The organism is Nonomuraea sp. NPDC050786 (assembly GCF_040654115.1).
Taxonomy (GTDB): domain Bacteria; phylum Actinomycetota; class Actinomycetes; order Streptosporangiales; family Streptosporangiaceae; genus Nonomuraea.
Genome location: NZ_JBFAHJ010000002.1, coordinates 401380 through 421434, shown reverse-complemented (window position 1 = coordinate 421434; position 20055 = coordinate 401380). Strand labels below are relative to the sequence as shown.

At 71.0% G+C, this 20055-nt stretch carries 18 protein-coding genes; 11 read left to right on the top strand and 7 right to left on the bottom strand.

Annotated features, from left to right (window positions below):
- Positions 1-193 precede the first annotated feature (193 nt).
- Genes AB0H84_RS06330 through AB0H84_RS06315 form a run of 4 tightly spaced genes read left to right on the top strand, consistent with a single transcriptional unit; the run spans position 194 to position 4432 of the window.
- The gene (locus AB0H84_RS06330) at positions 194-847 is read left to right on the top strand and encodes a heme-copper oxidase subunit III (RefSeq protein ID WP_344985347.1); all 654 of its coding nucleotides are present in this window, start codon (positions 194-196) and stop codon (positions 845-847) included.
- A 14-nt stretch (positions 848-861) separates the two neighbouring features.
- A complete protein-coding gene (locus AB0H84_RS06325; RefSeq protein WP_357598952.1) occupies positions 862-1671 on the top strand; it encodes a c-type cytochrome in 810 nt (269 codons plus the stop codon).
- Positions 1668-2780 (top strand): Rieske 2Fe-2S domain-containing protein, encoded by a 1113-nt coding sequence (locus AB0H84_RS06320; RefSeq protein ID WP_357598949.1) that lies wholly within the window; start codon positions 1668-1670, stop codon positions 2778-2780. Before AB0H84_RS06325 ends, AB0H84_RS06320 begins: the two co-directional genes overlap by 4 nt.
- Positions 2777-4432, top strand: a complete 1656-nt coding sequence (locus AB0H84_RS06315) for a ubiquinol-cytochrome c reductase cytochrome b subunit (protein ID WP_357598946.1) — start codon at positions 2777-2779, stop codon at positions 4430-4432. The genes AB0H84_RS06320 and AB0H84_RS06315 overlap by 4 nt, the downstream gene beginning before the upstream one ends.
- A 214-nt stretch (positions 4433-4646) precedes the next feature.
- Here AB0H84_RS06315 and AB0H84_RS06310 read toward each other — a convergent pair whose 3' ends face one another.
- Together AB0H84_RS06310 and AB0H84_RS06305 are read right to left on the bottom strand one after the other, a co-directional pair.
- Positions 4647-4934: an Lrp/AsnC ligand binding domain-containing protein gene (locus tag AB0H84_RS06310; protein ID WP_357598944.1), complete on the bottom strand. Its 288-nt coding sequence runs from the start codon at positions 4932-4934 to the stop codon at positions 4647-4649.
- A gap of 17 nt (positions 4935-4951) precedes the next feature.
- A complete protein-coding gene (locus tag AB0H84_RS06305; protein ID WP_357598941.1) occupies positions 4952-6676 on the bottom strand; it encodes a DEDD exonuclease domain-containing protein in 1725 nt (574 codons plus the stop codon).
- 75 nt (positions 6677-6751) lie between these two features.
- Here AB0H84_RS06305 and AB0H84_RS06300 point away from each other — a divergent pair, with 75 nt between their 5' ends.
- The 3 genes from AB0H84_RS06300 (at position 6752) to AB0H84_RS06290 (ending at position 11315) form a co-directional block, all read left to right on the top strand.
- Complete coding sequence (locus tag AB0H84_RS06300; RefSeq protein WP_357598938.1) at positions 6752-8260, top strand: serine/threonine-protein kinase; 1509 nt, start codon at positions 6752-6754, stop codon at positions 8258-8260.
- Positions 8250-9683 (top strand): serine/threonine-protein kinase, encoded by a 1434-nt coding sequence (locus tag AB0H84_RS06295; protein ID WP_357598935.1) that lies wholly within the window; start codon positions 8250-8252, stop codon positions 9681-9683. Before AB0H84_RS06300 ends, AB0H84_RS06295 begins: the two co-directional genes overlap by 11 nt.
- Before the next feature lie 87 nt (positions 9684-9770).
- On the top strand, positions 9771-11315 hold the full coding sequence (locus AB0H84_RS06290) for a hypothetical protein (RefSeq protein WP_357598932.1): 1545 nt from the start codon (positions 9771-9773) through the stop codon (positions 11313-11315).
- 124 nt (positions 11316-11439) lie between these two features.
- On the opposite strand, the gene AB0H84_RS06285 is transcribed toward AB0H84_RS06290, so the two are convergent.
- From AB0H84_RS06285 to AB0H84_RS06270, 4 genes are all read right to left on the bottom strand, one after another.
- Positions 11440-11649 (bottom strand): hypothetical protein, encoded by a 210-nt coding sequence (locus tag AB0H84_RS06285; protein WP_357598929.1) that lies wholly within the window; start codon positions 11647-11649, stop codon positions 11440-11442.
- 148 nt (positions 11650-11797) lie between these two features.
- Complete coding sequence (locus AB0H84_RS06280; protein ID WP_357598926.1) at positions 11798-13498, bottom strand: PH domain-containing protein; 1701 nt, start codon at positions 13496-13498, stop codon at positions 11798-11800.
- Positions 13495-13995 (bottom strand): PH domain-containing protein, encoded by a 501-nt coding sequence (locus AB0H84_RS06275; protein ID WP_357598923.1) that lies wholly within the window; start codon positions 13993-13995, stop codon positions 13495-13497. The genes AB0H84_RS06280 and AB0H84_RS06275 overlap by 4 nt, the downstream gene beginning before the upstream one ends.
- The gene (locus AB0H84_RS06270; protein ID WP_357598920.1) at positions 13992-14219 is read right to left on the bottom strand and encodes a hypothetical protein; all 228 of its coding nucleotides are present in this window, start codon (positions 14217-14219) and stop codon (positions 13992-13994) included. The genes AB0H84_RS06275 and AB0H84_RS06270 overlap by 4 nt, the downstream gene beginning before the upstream one ends.
- Before the next feature lie 112 nt (positions 14220-14331).
- Here AB0H84_RS06270 and AB0H84_RS06265 point away from each other — a divergent pair, with 112 nt between their 5' ends.
- Positions 14332-15633 (top strand): histidine kinase, encoded by a 1302-nt coding sequence (locus AB0H84_RS06265; RefSeq protein ID WP_357598918.1) that lies wholly within the window; start codon positions 14332-14334, stop codon positions 15631-15633.
- On the top strand, positions 15630-16277 hold the full coding sequence (locus tag AB0H84_RS06260) for a response regulator transcription factor (protein WP_357598915.1): 648 nt from the start codon (positions 15630-15632) through the stop codon (positions 16275-16277). The genes AB0H84_RS06265 and AB0H84_RS06260 overlap by 4 nt, the downstream gene beginning before the upstream one ends.
- Here the strand turns inward: AB0H84_RS06260 and AB0H84_RS06255 are convergent, their stop codons facing one another.
- Entirely contained in the window at positions 16278-17339 is a 1062-nt protein-coding gene (locus AB0H84_RS06255) for a phosphotransferase family protein (protein WP_357598912.1), read from the bottom strand. It abuts the gene before it with no gap.
- 134 nt (positions 17340-17473) lie between these two features.
- Between AB0H84_RS06255 and AB0H84_RS06250 the strand changes: the two genes are divergently transcribed.
- Both AB0H84_RS06250 and AB0H84_RS06245 read left to right on the top strand, forming a co-directional pair.
- Positions 17474-18796, top strand: a complete 1323-nt coding sequence (locus AB0H84_RS06250) for an NYN domain-containing protein (RefSeq protein ID WP_357598909.1) — start codon at positions 17474-17476, stop codon at positions 18794-18796.
- Between the two features lie 102 nt (positions 18797-18898).
- Complete coding sequence (locus AB0H84_RS06245) at positions 18899-19873, top strand: NlpC/P60 family protein (protein ID WP_357598906.1); 975 nt, start codon at positions 18899-18901, stop codon at positions 19871-19873.
- Positions 19874-20055 lie beyond the last annotated feature (182 nt).

Here is a 20055-nt window from a genome sequence, read left to right as displayed (position 1 = left end):
CAGTGGACGTCACTGTCGCGCTCACTATCCCTTGTAGCGGTATGGTCACCTCGGATGGTACCGGTGTGCCGGTGTGCATTCCCAGGCCACCGTGCCTGGCAGGGGGTTTTGGGGCGATTTTCCCAGGTTGCTTCCCGGTTTGTACCTGCTAACCGGGGGGTCGTGCGCGGGACCGACCACTGAAGCCGCAATAATGCTGCCCGTGGCGACAGCATCCGCAATAACTTCGACGACGACAGCACAGTCGTACCGCAGACCCAATCTGGTCAGCGTCGGTACGATCGTCTGGCTGTCCTCCGAGCTCATGTTCTTCGCGGCGCTGTTCGCGATGTACTTCACCATCCGGTCGGTGAGCGAGGGCAACGGCCTCGTCTGGGGGCCCGCGCTGCACAAGGCGGGCCTCGAGGTCGCTGAGGGCGCTCACCTGAACATCCCGTTCGCGACGGCCAACACGATCATCCTGGTTCTGTCGAGTGTGACGTGCCAGCTCGGTGTGTGGGCCGCAGAGAAGGGGCAGGTCCAAAAGCTCCGCTTCTGGTACATCGTCAGCTTCCTCATGGGCGCGGTCTTCGTGGCCGGGCAGCTGTACGAGTACGGCGAGCTGGCGTCAGAGGGCGCGACCCTGTCCGCTAACGCCTACACCTCGGTGTTCTACCTGACGACGGGCTTCCATGGCCTGCACGTGACCGGTGGCCTTTTCGCGTTCCTGTTCATGCTGGGACGCACGTACGCCGCGAAGCGCTTCACGCATGAGCAGGCCACCAGCGCGATCGTCGTGTCTTACTACTGGCACTTCGTAGACGTCGTCTGGATTGGTCTCTTCTCGACCATCTACATCATTCGTTAAGGAACGGGATCTCTGTGACTAGGATCACCGCTTGGCGGCGGCATCCCCTCGCGAGATATGCCGTCCTGATTTTGGCGTTGGCGCTGGTCGGGATGGTATACGCCGCCTTTGTCCAGGCGGGTAAGCCTGCCGACGCGGCACTGGCGTCCGGCAAGGTCGATGACGTGGCCGAGGGCAGGAGCCTGTTCGTTCAGCACTGCTCCAGCTGCCACGGCATGAACGCGCAGGGCACCTCGACGGCGCCCACGCTCGTCGGGGTCGGGGCGGCGGCCGTCGACTTCCAGATGAGCACCGGCCGCATGCCCGCCGCCAACCCCGGCCCGCAGGCTCCGCGCAAGCCGCTGGCGCCCTGGGTCGACGAGACCAAGATCAAGCAGATCGGCGCCTACGTGCAGTCCCTCGGCGGCGGCCCGCAGGTCCCCGCCTCGGAGCAGGTCGATCCCAAGCTCGGCGACGCGGGCAAGGGCGGCGAGCTGTTCCGCGCCAACTGCATCCAGTGCCACAACTGGGTCGGCGCCGGCGGCGCCCTCACGCAGGGCAAGTACGCGCCCAACCTCAACTCGGCCACCCCCACGCAGATCTACGAGGCGATGGTCACCGGTCCGCAGGCGATGCCCGTCTTCAACGACTCGACGATCACGCCTGAAGAGAAGCGCAGCATGATCGCCTACATCACCCAGGTCCGCGAGCAGAAGGACCCGGGCGGCTTCGGCCTGGGGCGCATCGGCCCGGTCACCGAAGGTCTCGTAGCGTGGGTCGCGGGCCTGAGCGTCCTCGCACTCGCCGCCATCTGGATCACCGCGAAGAAGCGACAGAAGTCATGACAGAGAACGAGCACGAGATCGAGCAGCCCGATGAGCGCGTACCCAAGCGCGTCATCGGCACCCCCGCGCCGGGCACCTCGATGCTCGGCACCGTCGAAGCGGCGGACGTCGAGAGGGAAGTCCCAGGCGTCACGCTGCCCGATGAGAGCAAGGCCCGCAAGGCCGAGAAGATCGTGGCGCTCTGCTTCACGATCACGTTCCTGGCGGGCATCGCGTTCATCATCTCCTACGTGGTCTTCCAGGTGGGCAGCCCCGAGAAGACCGGAGTGTCCAACCTCGCGCTGGGCGGCTCGCTGACGCTGGCGGTCCTGGCGCTGGCGGTCGGCATCGTGATCTGGGTCCGCCAGATCATGCCGAAGTACTCCCTGGTCCAGGAGCGCCACCTGATGGCCTCCGAGGAGGACGACCGCGAGGTCGTGGCCGACACGTTCGTCCAGGGCGCCAACGAGAGCGGCTTCGTCAAGCGCAAGCTGCTGCGCCGCACGCTGCTGCTGGCCGCCGCGCCGCTCGGCCTGGTGCCACTGGTGCTGCTGCGCGACCTCGACAACAGCAAGATGCCCGGCGCCAAGTTCAACAAGCTGCTGCGCCACACGGTCTGGGGAGAGAAGACCAAGGACGGCAAGCCGCTCAGGCTCGTCGTCGAGGGCACCGGCCAGCCGATCCGGGCCGCCGACTTCAACTCGCCCGGCGGCATCCTGTCGGTGGTCCCCGAGGGCTACGAGCACGACCTCAACGCCCTCGCCAAGGCCACGCTGATCCTGATCAAGTTCCGTCCGGAGGAGCTCAAGAGCGGCGTCCGGCAGAACTGGACGCACGACGGCATCGTGGCGTACTCCAAGATCTGCACGCACGTGGGCTGCCCTGCCGCCCTCTACGAGCAGAACACCCACCACATCCTCTGCCCCTGCCACCAGTCGACGTTCGACGCGGCAGACGGTGCGAAGGTCATCTTCGGCCCGGCCGCCCGGCCGCTGCCGCAGCTGCCCATCACCGTCGACTCCGAGGGCTACCTCATCGCCAAGGGAGACTTCGAGGTGCCGGTCGGCCCCAGCTACTGGGAACGCGGTGACGCCGAGCGGGCGGCCAGGGAGAAGGGAGGGCAGGCATGAGCGAGCTCAATGCCGTTCCCAAGGGCATCGCGGGGCCGTCGACCTTCCTCGACGACCGCCTCGGCGGGGCCAACTTCCTCAAGCGCAACCTGCGCAAGATCTTCCCGGACCACTGGTCGTTCCTGCTGGGCGAGATCGCGCTCTACTCCTTCGTCATCCTGCTGCTGACCGGTACGTTCCTGACGTTCTGGTTCAAGCCGAGCATGATGGAGATCGCCTACGACGGCTCGTACGCGCCGCTCAAGGGCGTGATGATGTCGGAGGCCTACGCGTCGTCGCTGGAGATCAGCTTCGACGTCCGGGGTGGTCTGCTGATCCGGCAGATGCACCACTGGGCGGCCCTGATGTTCGTGGCCGGCATGATGGTCCACATGCTGCGGGTGTTCTTCACGGGCGCCTACCGCAAGCCGCGCGAGCTCAACTGGATCATCGGTGTCCTGCTGCTGACGCTGGCGCTCGCCGAGGGCCTGACCGGCTACTCGCTCCCGGACGACCTGCTGTCCGGCGCCGGTCTGCGGATCACCGAGGGTGTGGCGATCTCGCTGCCGCTGGTCGGTACGTACATCACGTTCTTCCTGTTCGGCGGGGAATATCCGGGTGAGGCGGTCATCTCCCGGTTCTACTCGCTGCACATCCTGCTCATCCCGGGCATCCTGCTGGCGCTGATCTCGGCGCACATGGTGCTCATGTGGGTGCAGAAGCACACGCAGATGCCGGGCAAGGGCCGGGACAACAAGAACGTGGTGGGTGCGCCGTTCTACCCGGCCTTCATGGCCAAGGCGGGGGCGTACTTCCTGTTCACGCTCGCGACGGTGGCGGGGCTGGCGACGTTCACCCAGATCAACCCGATCTGGCTGTTCGGCCCGTACACGCCCGCCGACGTGTCGGCCGGTTCGCAGCCCGACTTCTACATGGGCTTCCTCGAGGGCGCGCTGCGCATCATGGTGCCGTGGGAGATCAACCTCTTCGGCACCTCCCATGCGGGCACGCTGCCGTTGAGCGTGATCATCCCGGCTCTGGTGCCGATGGGCATCATCATGACCGGGCTCGCGCTCTATCCGTTCCTCGAACGCTGGGTGACGGGCGACCACCGCGAGCACCATATCGCCGACCGCCCGCGCAACAACCCGCACCGCACCTCGATCGGCATGGCGGCCATCACGTTCTACGGCGTGCTCTGGCTGCTCGGCGCCAACGACGAGATCTCGGCCAACTTCCACGTCAGCCTCAACTGGACGACGTACTCCGGCCGGGTGCTGGTCTTCGTGGCTCCGGCGCTGGCCTACCTGATCACCTACCGCATGTGCCTCGGCCTGCAGCGCTCCGACGCCGCGGTCGTCTCGCACGGCGTGGAGTCCGGTGTCATCAAGCGGCTGCCGCACGGTGAGTTCATCGAGGTCCACACGGCGCAGGCCGACGACATCGAGGCCCACGTGCGCGGCAAGGAGCCGGTGGCGATGCTGCCGGTGGCCGAGGACGCCGCGGGCATCCCGCCGAAGGGGATGCGCGGTCCGCTCGGCAAGCTGCGCGCCCGCATGTCGAAGGCGTACGGCGGGGAGAAGATCCCGCTGGACGACGGGCACGGGCATGGGCACGAGGAGGAGCACGCCGCCATCGGCGCCGGTGGCGACGACCGGAGTTTGACGCATTGATGCGTCTTTGACGCTCTCGGGCCCGGACGGAGCTATCCGTCCGGGCCCGGCTTCTGTTCTATGGTCATTTACGGCTGCGCCGGGGTCGCCCGCACGCGCCGTAGACCGTTGCCGTCCGTCATGGCCGGTCGTGAAGGCTCACGGGCTGCTCGCCGTGACGGCGCGCATTCTCGGCCCGCTCCGTGGTCGGACGCCACCACGACCGGGGGGCGGGTCAGTCGGCCTCGGGGAAGCCGATCGAGAAGGCGGCGTCCAGGTCGTGCCTGGAGTAGGCGCGGAACGCGATGTGCGTCTCCGTGTGCAGCACCCCGGCCACCTTGTTGATCCGCCCGGGCACCACCTCGGCGATCTCCTCATAGCGGGCCACCCGCACCATCGCCAGCAGGTCGTAGTCGCCGGTGATCGAGTAGACCTCGCTGACCCCTTCGATCTCGGCGATCGTCTGGGCGACCTCCGGGATCCGGTCTACCTCTGCATTGATGTGGACGATAGCCGTGACCATGGATCAACTCTATCGTTTCACCTCAGGGGCCGCCCCTCCCGGTTCCGCCCCTGATCGAGATGCCGGTACGCCAGGTCGATGCGGGCCTTGTGGCGGGCGGCGCCCCAGGCGGGCAGGCTCCACTCGCCGTCCACCTCCACCAGCCGGACCCCGGGCGACTCCAGCCAGCGCAGGATGCACTCGGTCTCCTCGGCGCTGGCGGCGTGGACCGGGCCGGGGCCCGGGATGACGGCCTCGGCGGTGGCCGTCAGGGAGGCCACGAAAGGGGTCGGATGGGTGCCCTTCGGCATGACCCCGGCCGCCGCGAGCCGCCCGTACCGGATGACGTGGATGTCCCAGCCGCCGCCGAAGGCCGGGCTGGCGGCCACTAACTGCGGGATGCGGGTGATGGCGCTCAGGCGCTGCATGCGGGCCGCCGTGCGGACGAAGGAGGCCAGCCGGTCGCGGTCGACCGACGCCTCCTCGTAGCGCTGCTCCACCGACAGCCGCTCCATGCGGGCCGACACGGCGGTGAAGACGAGCGAGGCGTCGAGGGTCATGGCCCGGCGCGCGCTCTCCACGTGGAGCGCGTATTCCTCCTGGCTCTCCTTGCCCGCGCAGGGCGCGCCGCAGCGGCCCATCTCGTGGAGCACGCAGGCCGCCCGCCGGGTGCGCAGCGAGAGCGGCTGGGTGCACTGGCGCAGCGGGACCGCCTCGTGCAGGGCGATGCGGGCGTCGTCGGCGAGGCGGGCGCTGGTGAACGGGCCGAGGTAGGTGGCCCCGTCGTCCTTGACCTCGCGCACGATCGACAGGCGCGGGAAGACCTCGGCGGTGAGCTTGAGCCAGAGCACCTTCTCGGGGAAGCGGGAGCGGCGGTTGTAGCGGGGCTTGGCGCCGCCGATCAGGCGCAGCTCCCTGACCTCCGCCTCCAGGGCGGTCGAGCAGACGATGTGGCGCACCCGCTCGGCGATGCCGATCATCTCGCGGATGCGCGGGCGGGTCTCGCTCGCCGTGAAGTAGGAGCGTACGCGGTTGCGCAGGTTGGTGCTCTTGCCGATGTAGAGCACCTCGCCGCGCTCGTCCTCGAAGAAGTAGACCCCGGGGGCGTGCGGGACCGACTCGGCGAGGTGGCGCTTGCGCTGCTGCTCGGGCGTCGGGGCGCGGACGAACGACTTGAGCTCTTCGAGCGTGTGCACCTGGAACGAACCGGCCCGCTCGATCAGCCCGTGGAGCACCTCGACGGTGGCCCTGGCGTCCTCCAGGGCGCGGTGGCACGGCTCGGTGGCGCTGCGGAAGAACCTGGCCAGCGTCGCCAGCTTGGCGTTGGGCACCTCGTCGCGGGTCAGCACCCGGCGGGCCAGGTCGACGGTGTCGACGACCGGATTGGCGGGCGGGGGATAGCCGTGCGCGGCGCAGGCGGCCTTGACGAAACGGGTGTCGAAACCGGCGTTGTGGGCCACCAGCGTGGCCCCCCGGATGAACTCGAGGAAGCTCGGCAGCACCGCCTCGATCCGCGGCGCCGCCGTGACCATGGCGTCGGTGATGCCGGTCAGCACGGAGATGAACGGCGGGATCGGCCCGCCGGGATCGACCAGCGTGGAGAACTCGCCGAGCACCTCGCCCGCCCGCACCTTGACCGCGCCGATCTCGGTGATGGCGTCGTCGGACGGGGAGCCGCCGGTCGTCTCGAGGTCGAACACGACGAACGTGACGTCACTCAGCGGAGTGCCGAGCTCGTCGAGAGTGCCTTGAACCGCGTCCACGATCCAAGACCATAGAGAGGGGGACCGACAGGAACGAATAACCATCCCTCTTGATCCTTAGTTACCCTTCCGTGTATGTCCGCGGGAAGACTTGCCGGCCGCTATGCCCTGATGCGCCCTCTAGGCGCGGGTGGCATGGGAAAGGTGTGGCTGGCCAGGGATGAGATGCTTGACCGCGATGTCGCGGTCAAGGAGCTCACGCTGGCCGAGGGCATGTCGCCCAAGGAACGCTCCGACTCGGTGAAGCGGGCCGTGCGCGAGGCGCAGGCCACCGCGCGGCTGCGGCATCCCGGCATCGTGGCGCTGCACGACGTGGTCGTCGAGAACGACCGCCCCTGGCTGGTCATGGAGTTGCTACGAGGCCGCACGCTCGGCGAGACGGTGCGCGAGTTCGGACCCATGCCGGCTGAGCATGCCGCGCGCGTCGGCGCCGACGTGCTGGAGGCCTTGATGGCGGCCCACGCGCAGGGGCTGCAGCACCGCGACGTCAAGCCGGGCAACGTGTTCCTGACCGAGAGCGGCCGGGTGGTGCTCACCGACTTCGGCATCGCCAGGCAGGAGGGTCAGGCCACGCTCACCGAGCAGGGCCTGATGATCGGCTCGCCGGGGTTCATCCCGCCCGAGCGGCTGGCCGGCGAGCCCGGCGGGCCGGCCAGTGACCTGTGGTCGCTCGGCGCCACGCTCTACGTCGCGCTGACGGGCGCGCCGGCCTACGAGGGCTCGGCGGCCCAGCGGGTGCGGGCGACGCTGACGGAGCCCGTACGGGTCGCTCCAGGGCCTCTCGGGCCGCTGCTGGCCGCCATGATGGCGCACCAGCCGGCGGCCCGCCCCGACCCGCGGGTGGTCGTGCAGGCGCTCAGGCAGGTGGCAACGGGCGGCCAGGCGCTCCCGCTGCCGGTCAACCACGACGTGACCGCGCCCGGCAAGGTCGGCCGGCGCGGCGGCAGGGCCGCGCTCTGGATCGCGGCCGTGACGGCGCTGCTCCTCGGCGCGGGCGGCACGGCCGCCTTCCTCGTCCTGCGGGACCGGGCGGAGGCGGGGCCGGCCGCGTTCACCGTGCCCATGGACGTGTGCACGCTGCTCGCCCCGCAGGACGTGGGCAGGCTGCTGCGTACGCAGCAGCCGCCGAAGGGACAGCCGAACGCCGACGAGCAGGGCCCCAAGTGCGGTTGGCCGGTCACCAACACCGGCGTGGGCCTGCAGGTGCAGAAGGACTCCGACACCGTCGACCCCTGGTCGATGACGGCGGCCTCGGCCCACCTGCTCTTCGAGAACCAGAAGCGCTGGTGGACCAGGTACGACAAGGTCGACTGGACCTGGCCCGAGATCGGCGTCAAGAACATGCAGCAGGCCAGGCGCACCCCGCTCCACCAGGTCAGCGGCGTCGGCGAGGAGGCGTTCGGCTTCGAGTTGATGGGCCCCACCGGCCGCGTCCACTCCGCCCACGTCTTCTACCGGCTGGCCAACCTGGTGGTCACCGTCGAATACTCCACGCTCGCCGACAAGCCGACGGACGAGGAGATCAAGCAGACGGCGCTGAAGGCGGCGCAGGCGAGCGAGCAGGTGCTGCGCAATGCCCGATGAGCTCTACCAGCTGGCCGGCCGCTACCGCCTGATCGAGCGGCTCGGGCAGGGCGGCGCGGGCACGGTGTGGCGGGCCATCGACGAAATCCTCGACCGCCAGGTGGCGGTCAAGCAGGTACGCGTTCCGGAGGGGCTGACGCCGCCCCAGCGGGCCGAGTTCGCCGACATCGCGATCCACGAGGCCAGGTCGGCGGGCCGGCTGCGCGACCCGGCGATCGTGCTCGTGCACGACGTCGTCCTGGAGGGCGGCCAGCCGTGGATCATCATGGACCTGGTCACCGGCCGCTCGCTGGACAAGGTGATCAAGGAGCAGGGCCCGCTGCCGCCCGGCTACGTGGCCGCGGTGGGGCTGCGCGTGCTGTCGGCGCTGGAGGTGGCCCACGCCAACGGCATGCTCCACCAGGACGTCAAGCCGGCCAACATCCTGCTCGACGCCGACGGCTCGGCCATGCTCACCGACTTCGGCATCGCGACGCAGATGGGCGGGCAGGGCGGCAGGTTCGGCTTCGCGGGCTCGCCCGGCTACATGGCCCCCGAGCGGCTCAACGAGGAGCCCGCCGGCCCGTCGTCCGACCTGTGGTCGCTCGGCGCCAGCCTCTACACCGCGGTGGAGGGGCGCGCGCCGTTCGAGCGGGAGCTGCCCGCGGCGGTCGCGGCGGCGGTGCTGCTGCACGAGCCGCCGTTCCCGATGAGGGCGGGCCGCGAGTTCGGCGGCCTGCTCATGGCCATGCTGGTGAAGAACCCGTCCGCCCGTCCCACCGCGGCACAGGTCCGCCAGGCGCTCAGCGCCCTGGCGGGGGCCGCCCCGGTTCGCCGCCGCCGGTGGTGGCTGGTGCCCGCGGCGCTCGCCGCGGTCGTGGCGCTGGGCGCCGGCGGCTGGTACGCCACGGGGGCGCTCAGGAGCGGGCCGGAGGCGGGCAGGTTCGCCACGGCTCCCGACCCCTGCACGCTGCTCAGTGACGCCCAGGCCGCCCAGCTCGTGAAGGGCGAGCCCGAGCGCACGCTCACCCGGCCGGGGGAGTGCCAGTGGTACCTCCGCCGGGGCTCGGTGGGCGACCGCCTCCTCGTACGCACCTGGGCGGAGCAGCCCGACGGCGACCTCAGCGGCCCCCAGGTGGCGCAGCGCCGCTTCGCCAGCGAGAAGGCGAGCCGCGCCGCGGCGAAGGGCACGGTGCTGCGCACCTCCCGAGGCCAGGTCAACGACCTCCCGGGCGTCGGGGAGGCGGCGATCACCCAGAACACCTTCAAGGCCGCCATGACCAGCACCACCGAGGGTTTCGCCGACACCACGGTGCTCTTCCGCACGAGCAACCTGCTCGGCGAGGTGATCTGGCAGCGGGCGGACGTGCCGGTGACGGACCCGGTGGACAAGGAGCCGGCCCTCGCCGCCGCCCGGCTGATCTCCGCGAAACTGGCCAAGTGAGCCGGTCAAGCGGCAGAACCGCAAGCGCGTTGCAAGGGGCGTGACTAGGCTGTTTCCCCGCAAGTCAGGGCAACCCCAGGAGTTCAGGTGAATCCCGGTAGCGAGTGGCAGCCGCCGACCACCCCTTACCAGGTGCCGGGAAGGCAGTTCGAGCCGCCGACCCAGCCCCCGATGCCGCCACCGCCACCTCCACCGCCACCTCCACCGCCGCCCGCGCCGCGGCGGCCCGCCTGGCTGCTGCCCACCATCGCCGCTGCCCTCGTCGTGCTGGTCGCGGCGGGCGGGGTGGGCGCCTACATCGTGGTCCAGAAGGTCTCCGGCGCCTCCAAGCCGCCCACGGCCCGGAGCGCCGGGCCGTCTCAGGCCGCCCCCGCCGCGGCGGCCGGCCCCGACGTGTGCGCCATGCTGCCCCAGGAGGAGGCCGACCGCCTCGTGCCCGACGCGACCGTCTCCAAGCGCTCCGAGGACAACGAGTACACGGTCGTCTTCACCTGCGACTGGATGAACCAGCGCATCTCGTTCGGGGAGTTCTGGCGTAGCAGGGAGATCGACGTACGGATCGAGCAGCACAAGGGCGACGGCGCCAAGACCGGCCGGGCCATGGCGCAGAACTCGTACGAGGTCGAGTACCAGGGCGGCAAGTACAACGAGACCGCCAAGCCCTCGCTCGACCCCGACGAGAAGGAGTACATCTCGCCGCTCAAGGACATCCCGGGCGTCGGCGAGGGCGCGTTCGCGCAGTACACCTGGCGGCGGGACAGCAAGCTGCTGTGGTACTCCTACGGCGAGGCCCACGCCCGGGTCGGCGACATGACGGTACGGGTCAAGTTCCAGGCCGGACAGCAGCGCAAGGACGCGCAGATCCTGTCCAACGAGAGCACCAAGTCGATCAACGAGGAGAACGCCATCCGGGAGGTGAGCGGCCTGGTCGCGCAGTTCGCCAAGGGCGTCGCGGCCTGGCAGGCCCAGCATCCGGGCGTGCTGGCCAAGCCGGAGCCGTCGAAGGCCACGACCTCGCCGAGCGCGCGCCCGACGCCCTCGCCGACCGTGCTGGCGGCCTTCCCGGGCGACTGCGGCGCCGTGACCGAGGTGGCGACGCGGCTGGTGCCCGAGCCCACCACCCGGGCGCGCGGCACCGAGGTCGGCGCCGACGCCCAGACCGAGTGCCGCTGGCTCAACCTCGACCTGCCCGGCGACAGCAAGGGCGGCAAGAAGATCCGCAGCGCGCTGATCACCGTCCACCGGTTCACCAACCGGGCGGGCGCCGCCGACGAGACCGCGGCCAAGGGCTACTACGCCAGCGAGCACGGCCGCGACAAGACCACGGAGCGGTCGTCGATAGGCGGCATCTCCTGGGGCAGGCTGACCGACGTCAAGGGGCTGGGCGACGAGGCGTACCAGCAGTACGTCACGGACCGGCACAGCGAGGTCTCGGCCTCCAGCGGCACGGTGGTGATGCGCAAGGGCGCGGTCGTGGTCGTCGTCGACCTCTCCGGCCACCAGCGGCCCGCCGACGAGCCGCAGACCTCTCGCAAGGTCCAGCTCATGCCTCAGAAGGAGGCCATGGACGGGGCGCTCACCCTGGCCAGGGCGTACCTGGCCCAGCTCGCCAAGCAGCCCGTGGGCAGCTAGCCGGGCAACCGGGCGCGCGGCTGGCCAGGCAGCTGGGCGCCCGGACCCACGCGGCCAGGCGGGCAGCTGGACGCGGCCGGCCGGGCCGCTGGGCGCGCGGCTGGACAGGACACCGGGCGCGCGGCTAGGTGGGGGCGTCGCGGAGGCGCTCCACGCGGATGCCGCGCAGCAGCGCCTCCGACACGAGCACGGCGGCCAGCAGGCTGATCAGCAGCGCGACGCCGACGACGGCCGCGACGCTCGAGGGTGAGGTCTTCGATGACCGTACGCCCGCCCGCGCGGCAACTGAGGGCTCGGCAGGCGAGCGCCGGTCCAGGCACCACGCGGGGATCATCCCCCTGGGCGCTCACCCGCGTCAACGGTTAATGGAGCTGCAACCCGGTTGCAAGTGGCCCAAATACCGTTATGTCCTGCAAGACCTGAGCCGCGGGATCGGGTTTGTCCAGTACAGGGGCATGGGCAAGCCGGGGGGATCACGCGGCTCACTGGTTTTCCCGCGCCTTTTCGCGGACGAGGAACGGCTCGAGCAGGCCGGGGACGGCTCGAGCCGCCAGCAGGAGGCCGTCGGCGCGGCCCACGTCCACCACGTCGTAGTGTCCCTGGCCCGCGGCGGTGACGGCGGAGACGGTGAGCAGGCCCGCGCGGCGCTGGAAGAACGACTCGCTGATCGTCCACCCTGAGATGCCCTTGCGGTCGAGGGCGACGGTGCGCCGTACTAGCGCGCCCTGCCTGGTGAGGAGGTGGCGGCCGCCCAGCGCGTGCCCGAGGCTCCTGGCGTCCGTTACGGCCGCCCACATGCCGGACGCCAGCGCCACCACCGGCACCGCCCAGACGGACAGCCGCACCCAGGACCACGGGGCCAGCCAGGACACCGCCCCGGCGATCGCGGCCAGCACGGAGACCGTCACCAGCGCCCGCACCACCCGCCTCCGCCTGGCCGCCGCCGGATGCGCCACGAGCGCCCCCATGCCCATTTCGACCGCGCCGCTTCCGGACGCGTTCGCGCTGCTTCCGGCGTCGCTCGTAGTGGCCGGCGCCCGAGTGCCGGCGATCCTGGCGGCGAGCTGCCAGGCCACGGCGCGGGGGAGCGGCGGGGTGAGGGCGGCGACGTCCTCCGTCTCGTTCTCCGCCGCCTTGCCGAGCCCGGTGGCGATGGTCTTGACGCGTGCCCCGCCGCCCAGCCGGAGCAGCAGCGGTTCGCTGATCTCCACGCCGCGCAGCCGCCGCTCCTCCAGCGTCAGGGAACGGGTGGTCAGCAGGCCGCGCCGGAGCCGGAGCCGGCCTGGCTCGCGGTCCAGCCGGTAACGGCCCCACGACTCGGCGAACAGCAGGACGGCGCCGAGGACACCGGCGGCCGCGTTCACGGCGAGGAGCAGCGGGACCGCCACCAGCGGCCGTGCCGTCACCCAGGCCCACAGGCCGTTCGCCGCCCAGGTGGCGACGCCCTCGACCCCGAACGAGTCGAGCGCCTTGTAGAGGCCCCCGAGCACCAGCGCGGTCCCGGTGAACGTCCACACCGACAGCGGCGCGTACCTGATCCACGACCAGCGCAGCTCCACCAGCGGCCCGTCGCCGGGAGCGGATCCCTCGCCCTGGCGCAGCAGGGTACGGCGCAGGGACTCCGCCTCGTGCCTGGTCAGCGGGTCGAGCGCCAGGTCGGTGCCCTCGGCCGAGTGCTCACCGGTGCCGACCTTGACCACCGTCAGGCCGAAGAACCGGAGCACCGGATCGGCCCTCAGGTCCACGCTGCGTACGCGGTCGAGGGGGATCGAGCGGTGCTGGCGTACGGTGATGCCCGAGCGCAGCTCGAGGCGTTCGGGGGTGAGCCGCCAGCGGGTGGCACGGAGCCGGGCCGCGTCGTACGCCACCACGGCGGCCACGACCAGCACCGCCGCCGCCGCGCTGGCCGTCACCACAGCGCCGGGCGGCCAGTCGCTCCCGACGAGGAAGCGCACCACCGCCGCCACCACACCCGCCACGATCGCCAGCGACTTCGCCCCGGACGCCCACAGGCTCCGCCCGGCCAGCCCCCGCCAGCCCCCGGCCCCGCCGCCTGGCCCGCCGTCAAGGGATGCCCCGCCGTCAAGGGATGCCCTGCCGTCAAGGGATGCCCCGCCGTCAAGGGACGCCACCTCCACGCCGTGCCCATCCCCGGGCCCGTCCCCGGTGTGAGCGGCGTTCACGTCGCGTCCCCCGGCGTCGCCTGCGTGATGGCGGTCAGGCGTTCGGCCAGTTCGGCCGCCACCTCGTGGTCCAGCGCCTCGATCTTGACGGCCCCCGCCGACGAGGCGGTGGTCACCGTGATGTCGGCCAGCCCGAACAGTCGCTGCACCGGCCCCCGCGCGGTGTCGACCCGCTGGATACGCGACATCGGCGCCACCCGCCAGGTGTGGGTCAGCCACCCCTTGCGCGTGTAGACCGCCTGGTCGGTGACCTCCCACCGCTCCACCCGGTAGTAGGCGCGCGGCGCCACGAGGGCCAGCAGCACGCAGCCCACGGCGAAGACCCCCACGCACGCGCCCAGCCAGAGCGGCCGCGAGGTGAAGATCCAGTACGCCGCCACCGCCGCGAGCGCTACCGGCACCAGGAAGATCAGCCCCTGCACCGTCCACCAGGCGACCGCCCGCGGATCGGCCTGGTGACGCGGTGGGCGTAGCCCCACCTGCGCGCCTCCGGTCATCGCCCGCCCTCCGCCCGCTTCACGGAGTCGGCCACGGCCAGCAGCGCCAGCCCGAGCACCCCGATCACGATGGCAGCGAACACCTCGTACCCCTCCAGGAACGGCAGCCGGTTGACCACGAGCAGGTCGTGCGCCCACCGCCACCATCCGAACAGGGTGTTCAGCAGGCCGCCCAGACCTTGCAGGAGCAGCAGCCAGCCGAGCACCGTCAGCACAGCCTTCATGGGTCCCAAGCGTCGCCGCCGGGACGCGGGAGCCGCGTCGGCCGTAGGTCTCGGCCGGCATCGACTTTGGTCGCTGTCGCCGTACCCCTGGCAGGGCCTAACCTCGGTGAGCGTGACGGGACTGCGGGGGGACGGCGCTCACGCCGACGAGTACCGGTGGGCGCTGCCGTCGGTGCTGCTCGGCGACGGGCGCGAGAGCCGCAGGGTGCGCCGCTCGACCCGCGACTGGATCGTCGACATCGGCATGTTCCTGCTCGCGTGCGGCATCACGCTCTTCACCCTGCCGGAGCTCCAGGACGAGCCGGAGCCGCTGCAGGCTCTGGAGCAGGTGGTGGGGGCGCTGTCGTGCATGGCGGTGTGGCTGCGGCGCAGGTGGCCGGTGGGCCTGGCGGTGGTGACCACCCTGCTCTCGTCCTACCTGGAGCTGTCGGGCGGGGCCTCGCTCGTGGGGCTGTTCACGGTGGCGGTGCACCGGCCGTTCAAGGTCTCCGGGCCGATCCTGCTGTTCTCCCTCGTCACGGTGGCCCCGTACGTCATGCTGCGGCCCCAGGAGGAGCTGGACCGGGCGTTGGCGGCGGCGCTCGGCGTGACGATCGCGCTGGCCGTGTACGCGTGGGGCGTCGTGATCAGGGCCAGGCGGCAGCTCATCTGGTCGCTCCGGCAGCGGGCCGACAGCGCCGCGGAGGAGGCCAAGCGGCTCGAGCGCGAGCGCATCGCGAGGGAGATGCACGACGTGCTCGCGCACCGCATCTCCATGCTGAGCCTGCACGCGGGCGCCCTGGAGTTCCGGCCGGACGCGCCCGCCGAGGAGATCGCCAGGGCCGCCGGCGCCATCAGGACCAACGCCCACCTGGCGTTACAGGACCTGCGCGAGGTGATCGGCGTGCTGCGCCACGCGCACCCGGACGGCGAGGACCCGGTGCCCGACCGGCCGCAGCCCACGCTCGCCGACCTGCCCGCGCTGGTCGAGGAGTGCCGCCACGCGGGCATGGACGTGCGGCTCGACCTGCGGGCCGACGGCGGCGCGCCGGAAGGGCTGGGCCGCAACGTCTACCGCATCGTCCAGGAGGCGCTGACCAACGCGCGCAAGCACGCCGGCGGGGCGCCCGTGGCGGTGTCGGTCTTCGGAGCGCCGGGCGAGGGGCTGTCGGCGGAGGTGCGCAACCCTCTGGAGGCGCGCCACGGGCTGCACCTCCCCGGCGCCGGAGCCGGGCTCGTCGGGCGGGGCCTTCCGGGCGCCGGGGCGGGGCTCGTCGGACGGAGCCTTCCGGGCGCCGGGGCCGGGCTCATCGGGCTGAAGGAACGGGCCGGGCTGGCCGGCGGACGGCTGGAGCACGGCGCGACCCCGGACGGCGAGTTCGCGGTACGCGCGTGGCTGCCGTGGCCGGTGGAGACGGATCGGGAGGACGCATGATCAGGCTGCTGATCGTCGACGACGACGCGATGGTGCGGGCGGGGCTGTCGATGATCCTGGGCGGCGTGGACGACATCGAGATCGTGGCCGAGGCCGGCGACGGGTCCGAGGTGCCGCCGCTGGTTGCCGAGCACCGGCCCGACGTGGTGCTGATGGACATCCGCATGCCCGGCGTCGACGGGCTGACCGCCACCGAGGCGCTGCGCCGCACGTCCTCGCCGCCCGAGGTGGTGGTGCTGACCACCTTCCACGCGGACGCGCAGGTGCTGCGGGCGCTGCGGGCGGGGGCGGCGGGGTTCCTGCTGAAGGACATCGCGCCCGGCGAGCTGGTGCAGGCCATCAGGAAGGTGGCCGCGGGGGAGCCGATCCTCGCACCGGCGGTGACGCGCCAGCTCATCACGCATGTGTCGGACGGCGGGGCGGGAGAGCGTACCGAACGGGCCAGGAAGCTGCTCGCCCGCCTCAGCGAGCGGGAGCGGGAGGTGGCGCTGGCCGTGGGACGGGGCAGGTCGAACGCCGAGATCGCGCGTGAGCTGTACATGAGCGTGCCCACGGTCAAGGCGCACGTCTCACGCATCCTCGCCAAGCTCGACCTCAACAACCGGGTCCAGGTCGCGCTGCTGGTCTACGACGCCGGTACGTAGTCACCCCGCCAGCAGCTCCTCGATCGTGGCCCGGTGCAGCACCAGGTCGTCGGGGTCAGCCGGGGCGGGCTGCTCGCCGAAGTGGATCCGGCGCTGCCACACCCTGGCCATGACGATGCCGTGCCGGAGGGCGGCATACGTCTCGTAGAAGTCCATGTCGCGAGGCTCGTATCCCGTTAATTCGCGATATTTCCGGCAGACGTCGTCGCGGCGCATGAAGTCGGGCATGCCGGGGAAGCCCGCGGCGACGGTGAGGTCCTGGAAGAAGCGGTGCAGGAAGATCATCCAGGACAGATCCAGCTCGCGCGGGCCCACGGCGGCCATCTCCCAGTCGAGCACCGCGACGGGGGTGAAGTCCCTGAACACCATGTTCCCGATCCGGGCGTCGCCCCAGCACAGCACGTCCGGACCCGGCTCGTCCGGCCAGTGCGGCTCCAGCCACCGGAAGGCCCGCTCCAGCAGCGGGATCCGCCGCTCGCCGTGCGCCCACTCGTAGTAGGCGCGCTGCGCCTCCACGTGCGCGCGCAGCCCGGGCTGCCCGAACGGCGCCAGCTCCCCGGCCGTGAACCGGGCCTGGTGCAGCGCCGCCAGGACCGCCACGGCGGCGTCCTGGAGCCTGCGCCGGTCCGTCGGCGCCGCGTCCAGCAGCCAGCTCCCGAACGTGTACGGCATCACGTCCGGCGGCACGTCGCCGTCCTCGCGCTCCATGACGAGGAACGGCGTACCGAGATGCCGGGGGTCGGGTTCGTACCAGAGAGCCCTGGGCGCTGGAATCCCAGCTTTTTCCCTGGCCAGGCGCATGATCCCGAACTGCGTCCGCAGGTCGTACGAGGGGAACACCGGAACGGCCTCCACCGCAGGTGCGAGCCTGGCTACACAGCGCGTCACCCCTTCGCCCCAGGCGGCGGTGAAGAAGAGGGTCTCGCTGGACATGCCGTTCTCGGACGGCCTGGACACTCCGGACACCGAGGTTCTCACGCCGAGCCTGCCGCTCAGCCAGACGGCCAGGCGTTCGCCCAGCTCCTCCAGGTCGCGGGTGGACGTGCGGATCTCATCTGTCACGGTCGGCCTCCCAGGCTCCGGCTCAGTCGTACATCACCAACCAAGCGCTCGTCCATACAGGGGTGACCGTTACGGTCAGGTACGCGGCAGCCGTACCCTTGTCTGAAAGGGCATGTCACGAAGGGACAAGTGGGATGAGTTCAGCGGGTGAAGGCCTGTCTCGCCCGCTTCCCGAGCAGGTGCGGCTCAATGTCGTCGATCTGGCTTCTCAGGTGCTCGGGACGATGCCCGCTGTCTCCATACCTCCGCCGCTCCGCGGCATCGCCAAGTTCGACCCCCGTAAACGTGCCAAGCTCGGCAGCGCGCCCATCGCGGCGCAGCTCGAGAACGACAAGAAGTTCCGCGAGCTGGTGGCCGAGTCGGTGGCCGCCGGCTGGCCGGAGCTGGTCGCCTCGCTGGCCGAGGGGAACGTGCCGCCCGCCGCCGACCCGGTGCTCGTGGCCGCGGCCGCGTACCTCACGCGGCCGCCCGGCTGGGCCGAGATGATCGAGGCCGCCCGCGCCGACCTGGAGCAGTCGGCGGCGGCGGCCGAGGGGTCGGAGCGCGAGGAGGCGGTCACCCGGCTGCGCGAGCAACTGGCCGCGCAGAAGAGCGCCGCCAAGGAGGAGTCCGACCGGCTGCGCGAGCAGCTCAAGGCGGCCCGCGCGGAGAACTCCGACCTGCGGCGCAAGCTCCACGAAGCCCGCGAGCGGGCCAAGGCCGCGGTCCGCCATGCCGAGGAGATGGAGCACGCGGCAGAGGAGGCCAGGTCGGCCGCCTCGGCCGCCTCCGTCTCGGGCGAGTCCGAGCTGCGGCGGCTGCGCGAGCGCCTGGCCGACGTGGAGAAGCAGCTCGAAGCCTCGCGCCGGGCCGCCCGTGAGGGCAGGAGCATCGAGGACGCCCGCATCAGGGTGCTGCTCGACGCGCTGCAGGACGCCTCCGCCGGGCTGCGCAGGGAGCTGGCCCTGCCCACGACGATCAGCCGGCCCGCCGACTCGGTCGCCGCCGTCACCGGCGAGCGGCCCGGCGTGCGCGGCGTCCCGGCCCGCGCCCTCGCCGACGACGACCCGCAGCTCCTCGACCAGCTCCTGGCCCTGCCGCAGGTCCACCTGATCATCGACGGCTACAACGTGACCAAGACCGGCTACGGCACGCTCACCCTGGCCGACCAGCGCAACCGGCTGATGACCGGGCTCGGCGGGCTGGTGGCGCAGACCAGGGTCGAGGTGACCGTGGTGTTCGACGGGGCCGAGCTCAACGCCCCCGTGCAGGTGGTGGCGCCGCGGGGGGTGCGGGTGCTGTTCAGCGACCCCGGGGAGATCGCCGACGACCTGATCCGCCAGCTCGTCCGCGCCGAGCCGCCCGGCCGGGCCATCGCCGTGGTGTCGTCGGACCGCGAGGTGGCCGAGTCCGTCAGGCGGATGGGAGCCAGACCCGTTCCGTCTGGCCTGCTGCTGCGCAGGCTGGGCCGGGGCTAGATTACGGCCTGGCCGTCCATCACGATTTACCTCTTTGGGTGAGACCTCACCCGCCACTTCTGTACTATTTCGCCCCAGACATCATCCCTGGGAGGCGACACAGTGAGGTTTGGCAGGGTGCCGGTGGCCGCGGGTCTCGCGTTCGGGCTGATCCTGTCCCCGATAGGTCCGGCCCTCGCTGATCCCAAGCCGACGCTCCGGCAGGCCAAGGCCAAGCTCGAGAAGCTCAACGACAAGGCGGACAAGGTCGTCGACCGCTACAACACCGCCACGGAGCGCTTCAAGGAAGCCAAGAGCGCTTACACCAAGCTGAACGACAGCTACGAGCGCAAGCTGGCGACCGTCGCGGACCTGCGCGCCCAGGTGATCAACATGGCCGTCAACGGCTACAAGCTCGGTGCCTACCCGACCTCCCTGCCCGGCCTGGTCAGCACGGACGACCCCTCGGCGCTGCTGACGGGGCTGACGCTGGCCGGGCAGATCTCGAAGGAGGAGGCGGCGAAGCTGGCCGCGTTCGACCGCGAGAACCGCGGGCTGAAGACGGAGCGGGACAAGGCGGAGCAGGCGCTGGAGGCGGCGGACAGGGAACGGGACGGCGTCGAGAAGGAGCGCAAGGAGGTCATGAAGCTGATCAGCCAGCAGAAGAAGCTGCTGGACAAGCTGAATGCCTACAATCCCGGCAATCCGCACAGCGTCGGCATCAAGTACACGGGTCCTGCCTCGGGCAACGCCGCCGCCGTCCTGCGCTTCGCCTACGCGCAGGTCGGCAAGCCGTACGTGTTCGGCGGCACCGGACCGAACGGCTGGGACTGCTCGGGCCTGACCCAGGCGGCGTGGCGCGCCGGTGGCGTGTCGCTGCCGCGTACGACGTGGCAGCAGTGGGCGTGGGGGGCCGGCCGCAAGGTCTCCCTGAGTGAACTCCGGCCCGGGGACCTCATCTTCAGCAACGGACTGGGCCACGTCAGCATTTATGCCGGCAACGGGCAGATCGTCCACGCGCCCCAGACCGGCGACGTGGTCAAGGTCGTCAAGCTCTCCTCTTACGGCAGCGGCCTCGTGGGAGCCATCCGCCCGTAACCGCCTTTTCTCCGGTCCCGCTACGGGGCCTGTCCGTTCTTGGAACGTTCCAGAAGAAATGTGACAAACGCGACATTTGCCACCTGACAAGCCACCCTGAAGCCAAATGTGAGCAGTGTCACATTCCGATAACGGAACCTGGCGTTCCAGCAGCGGCTTGTCATCTGACAGCCCCCTTTATC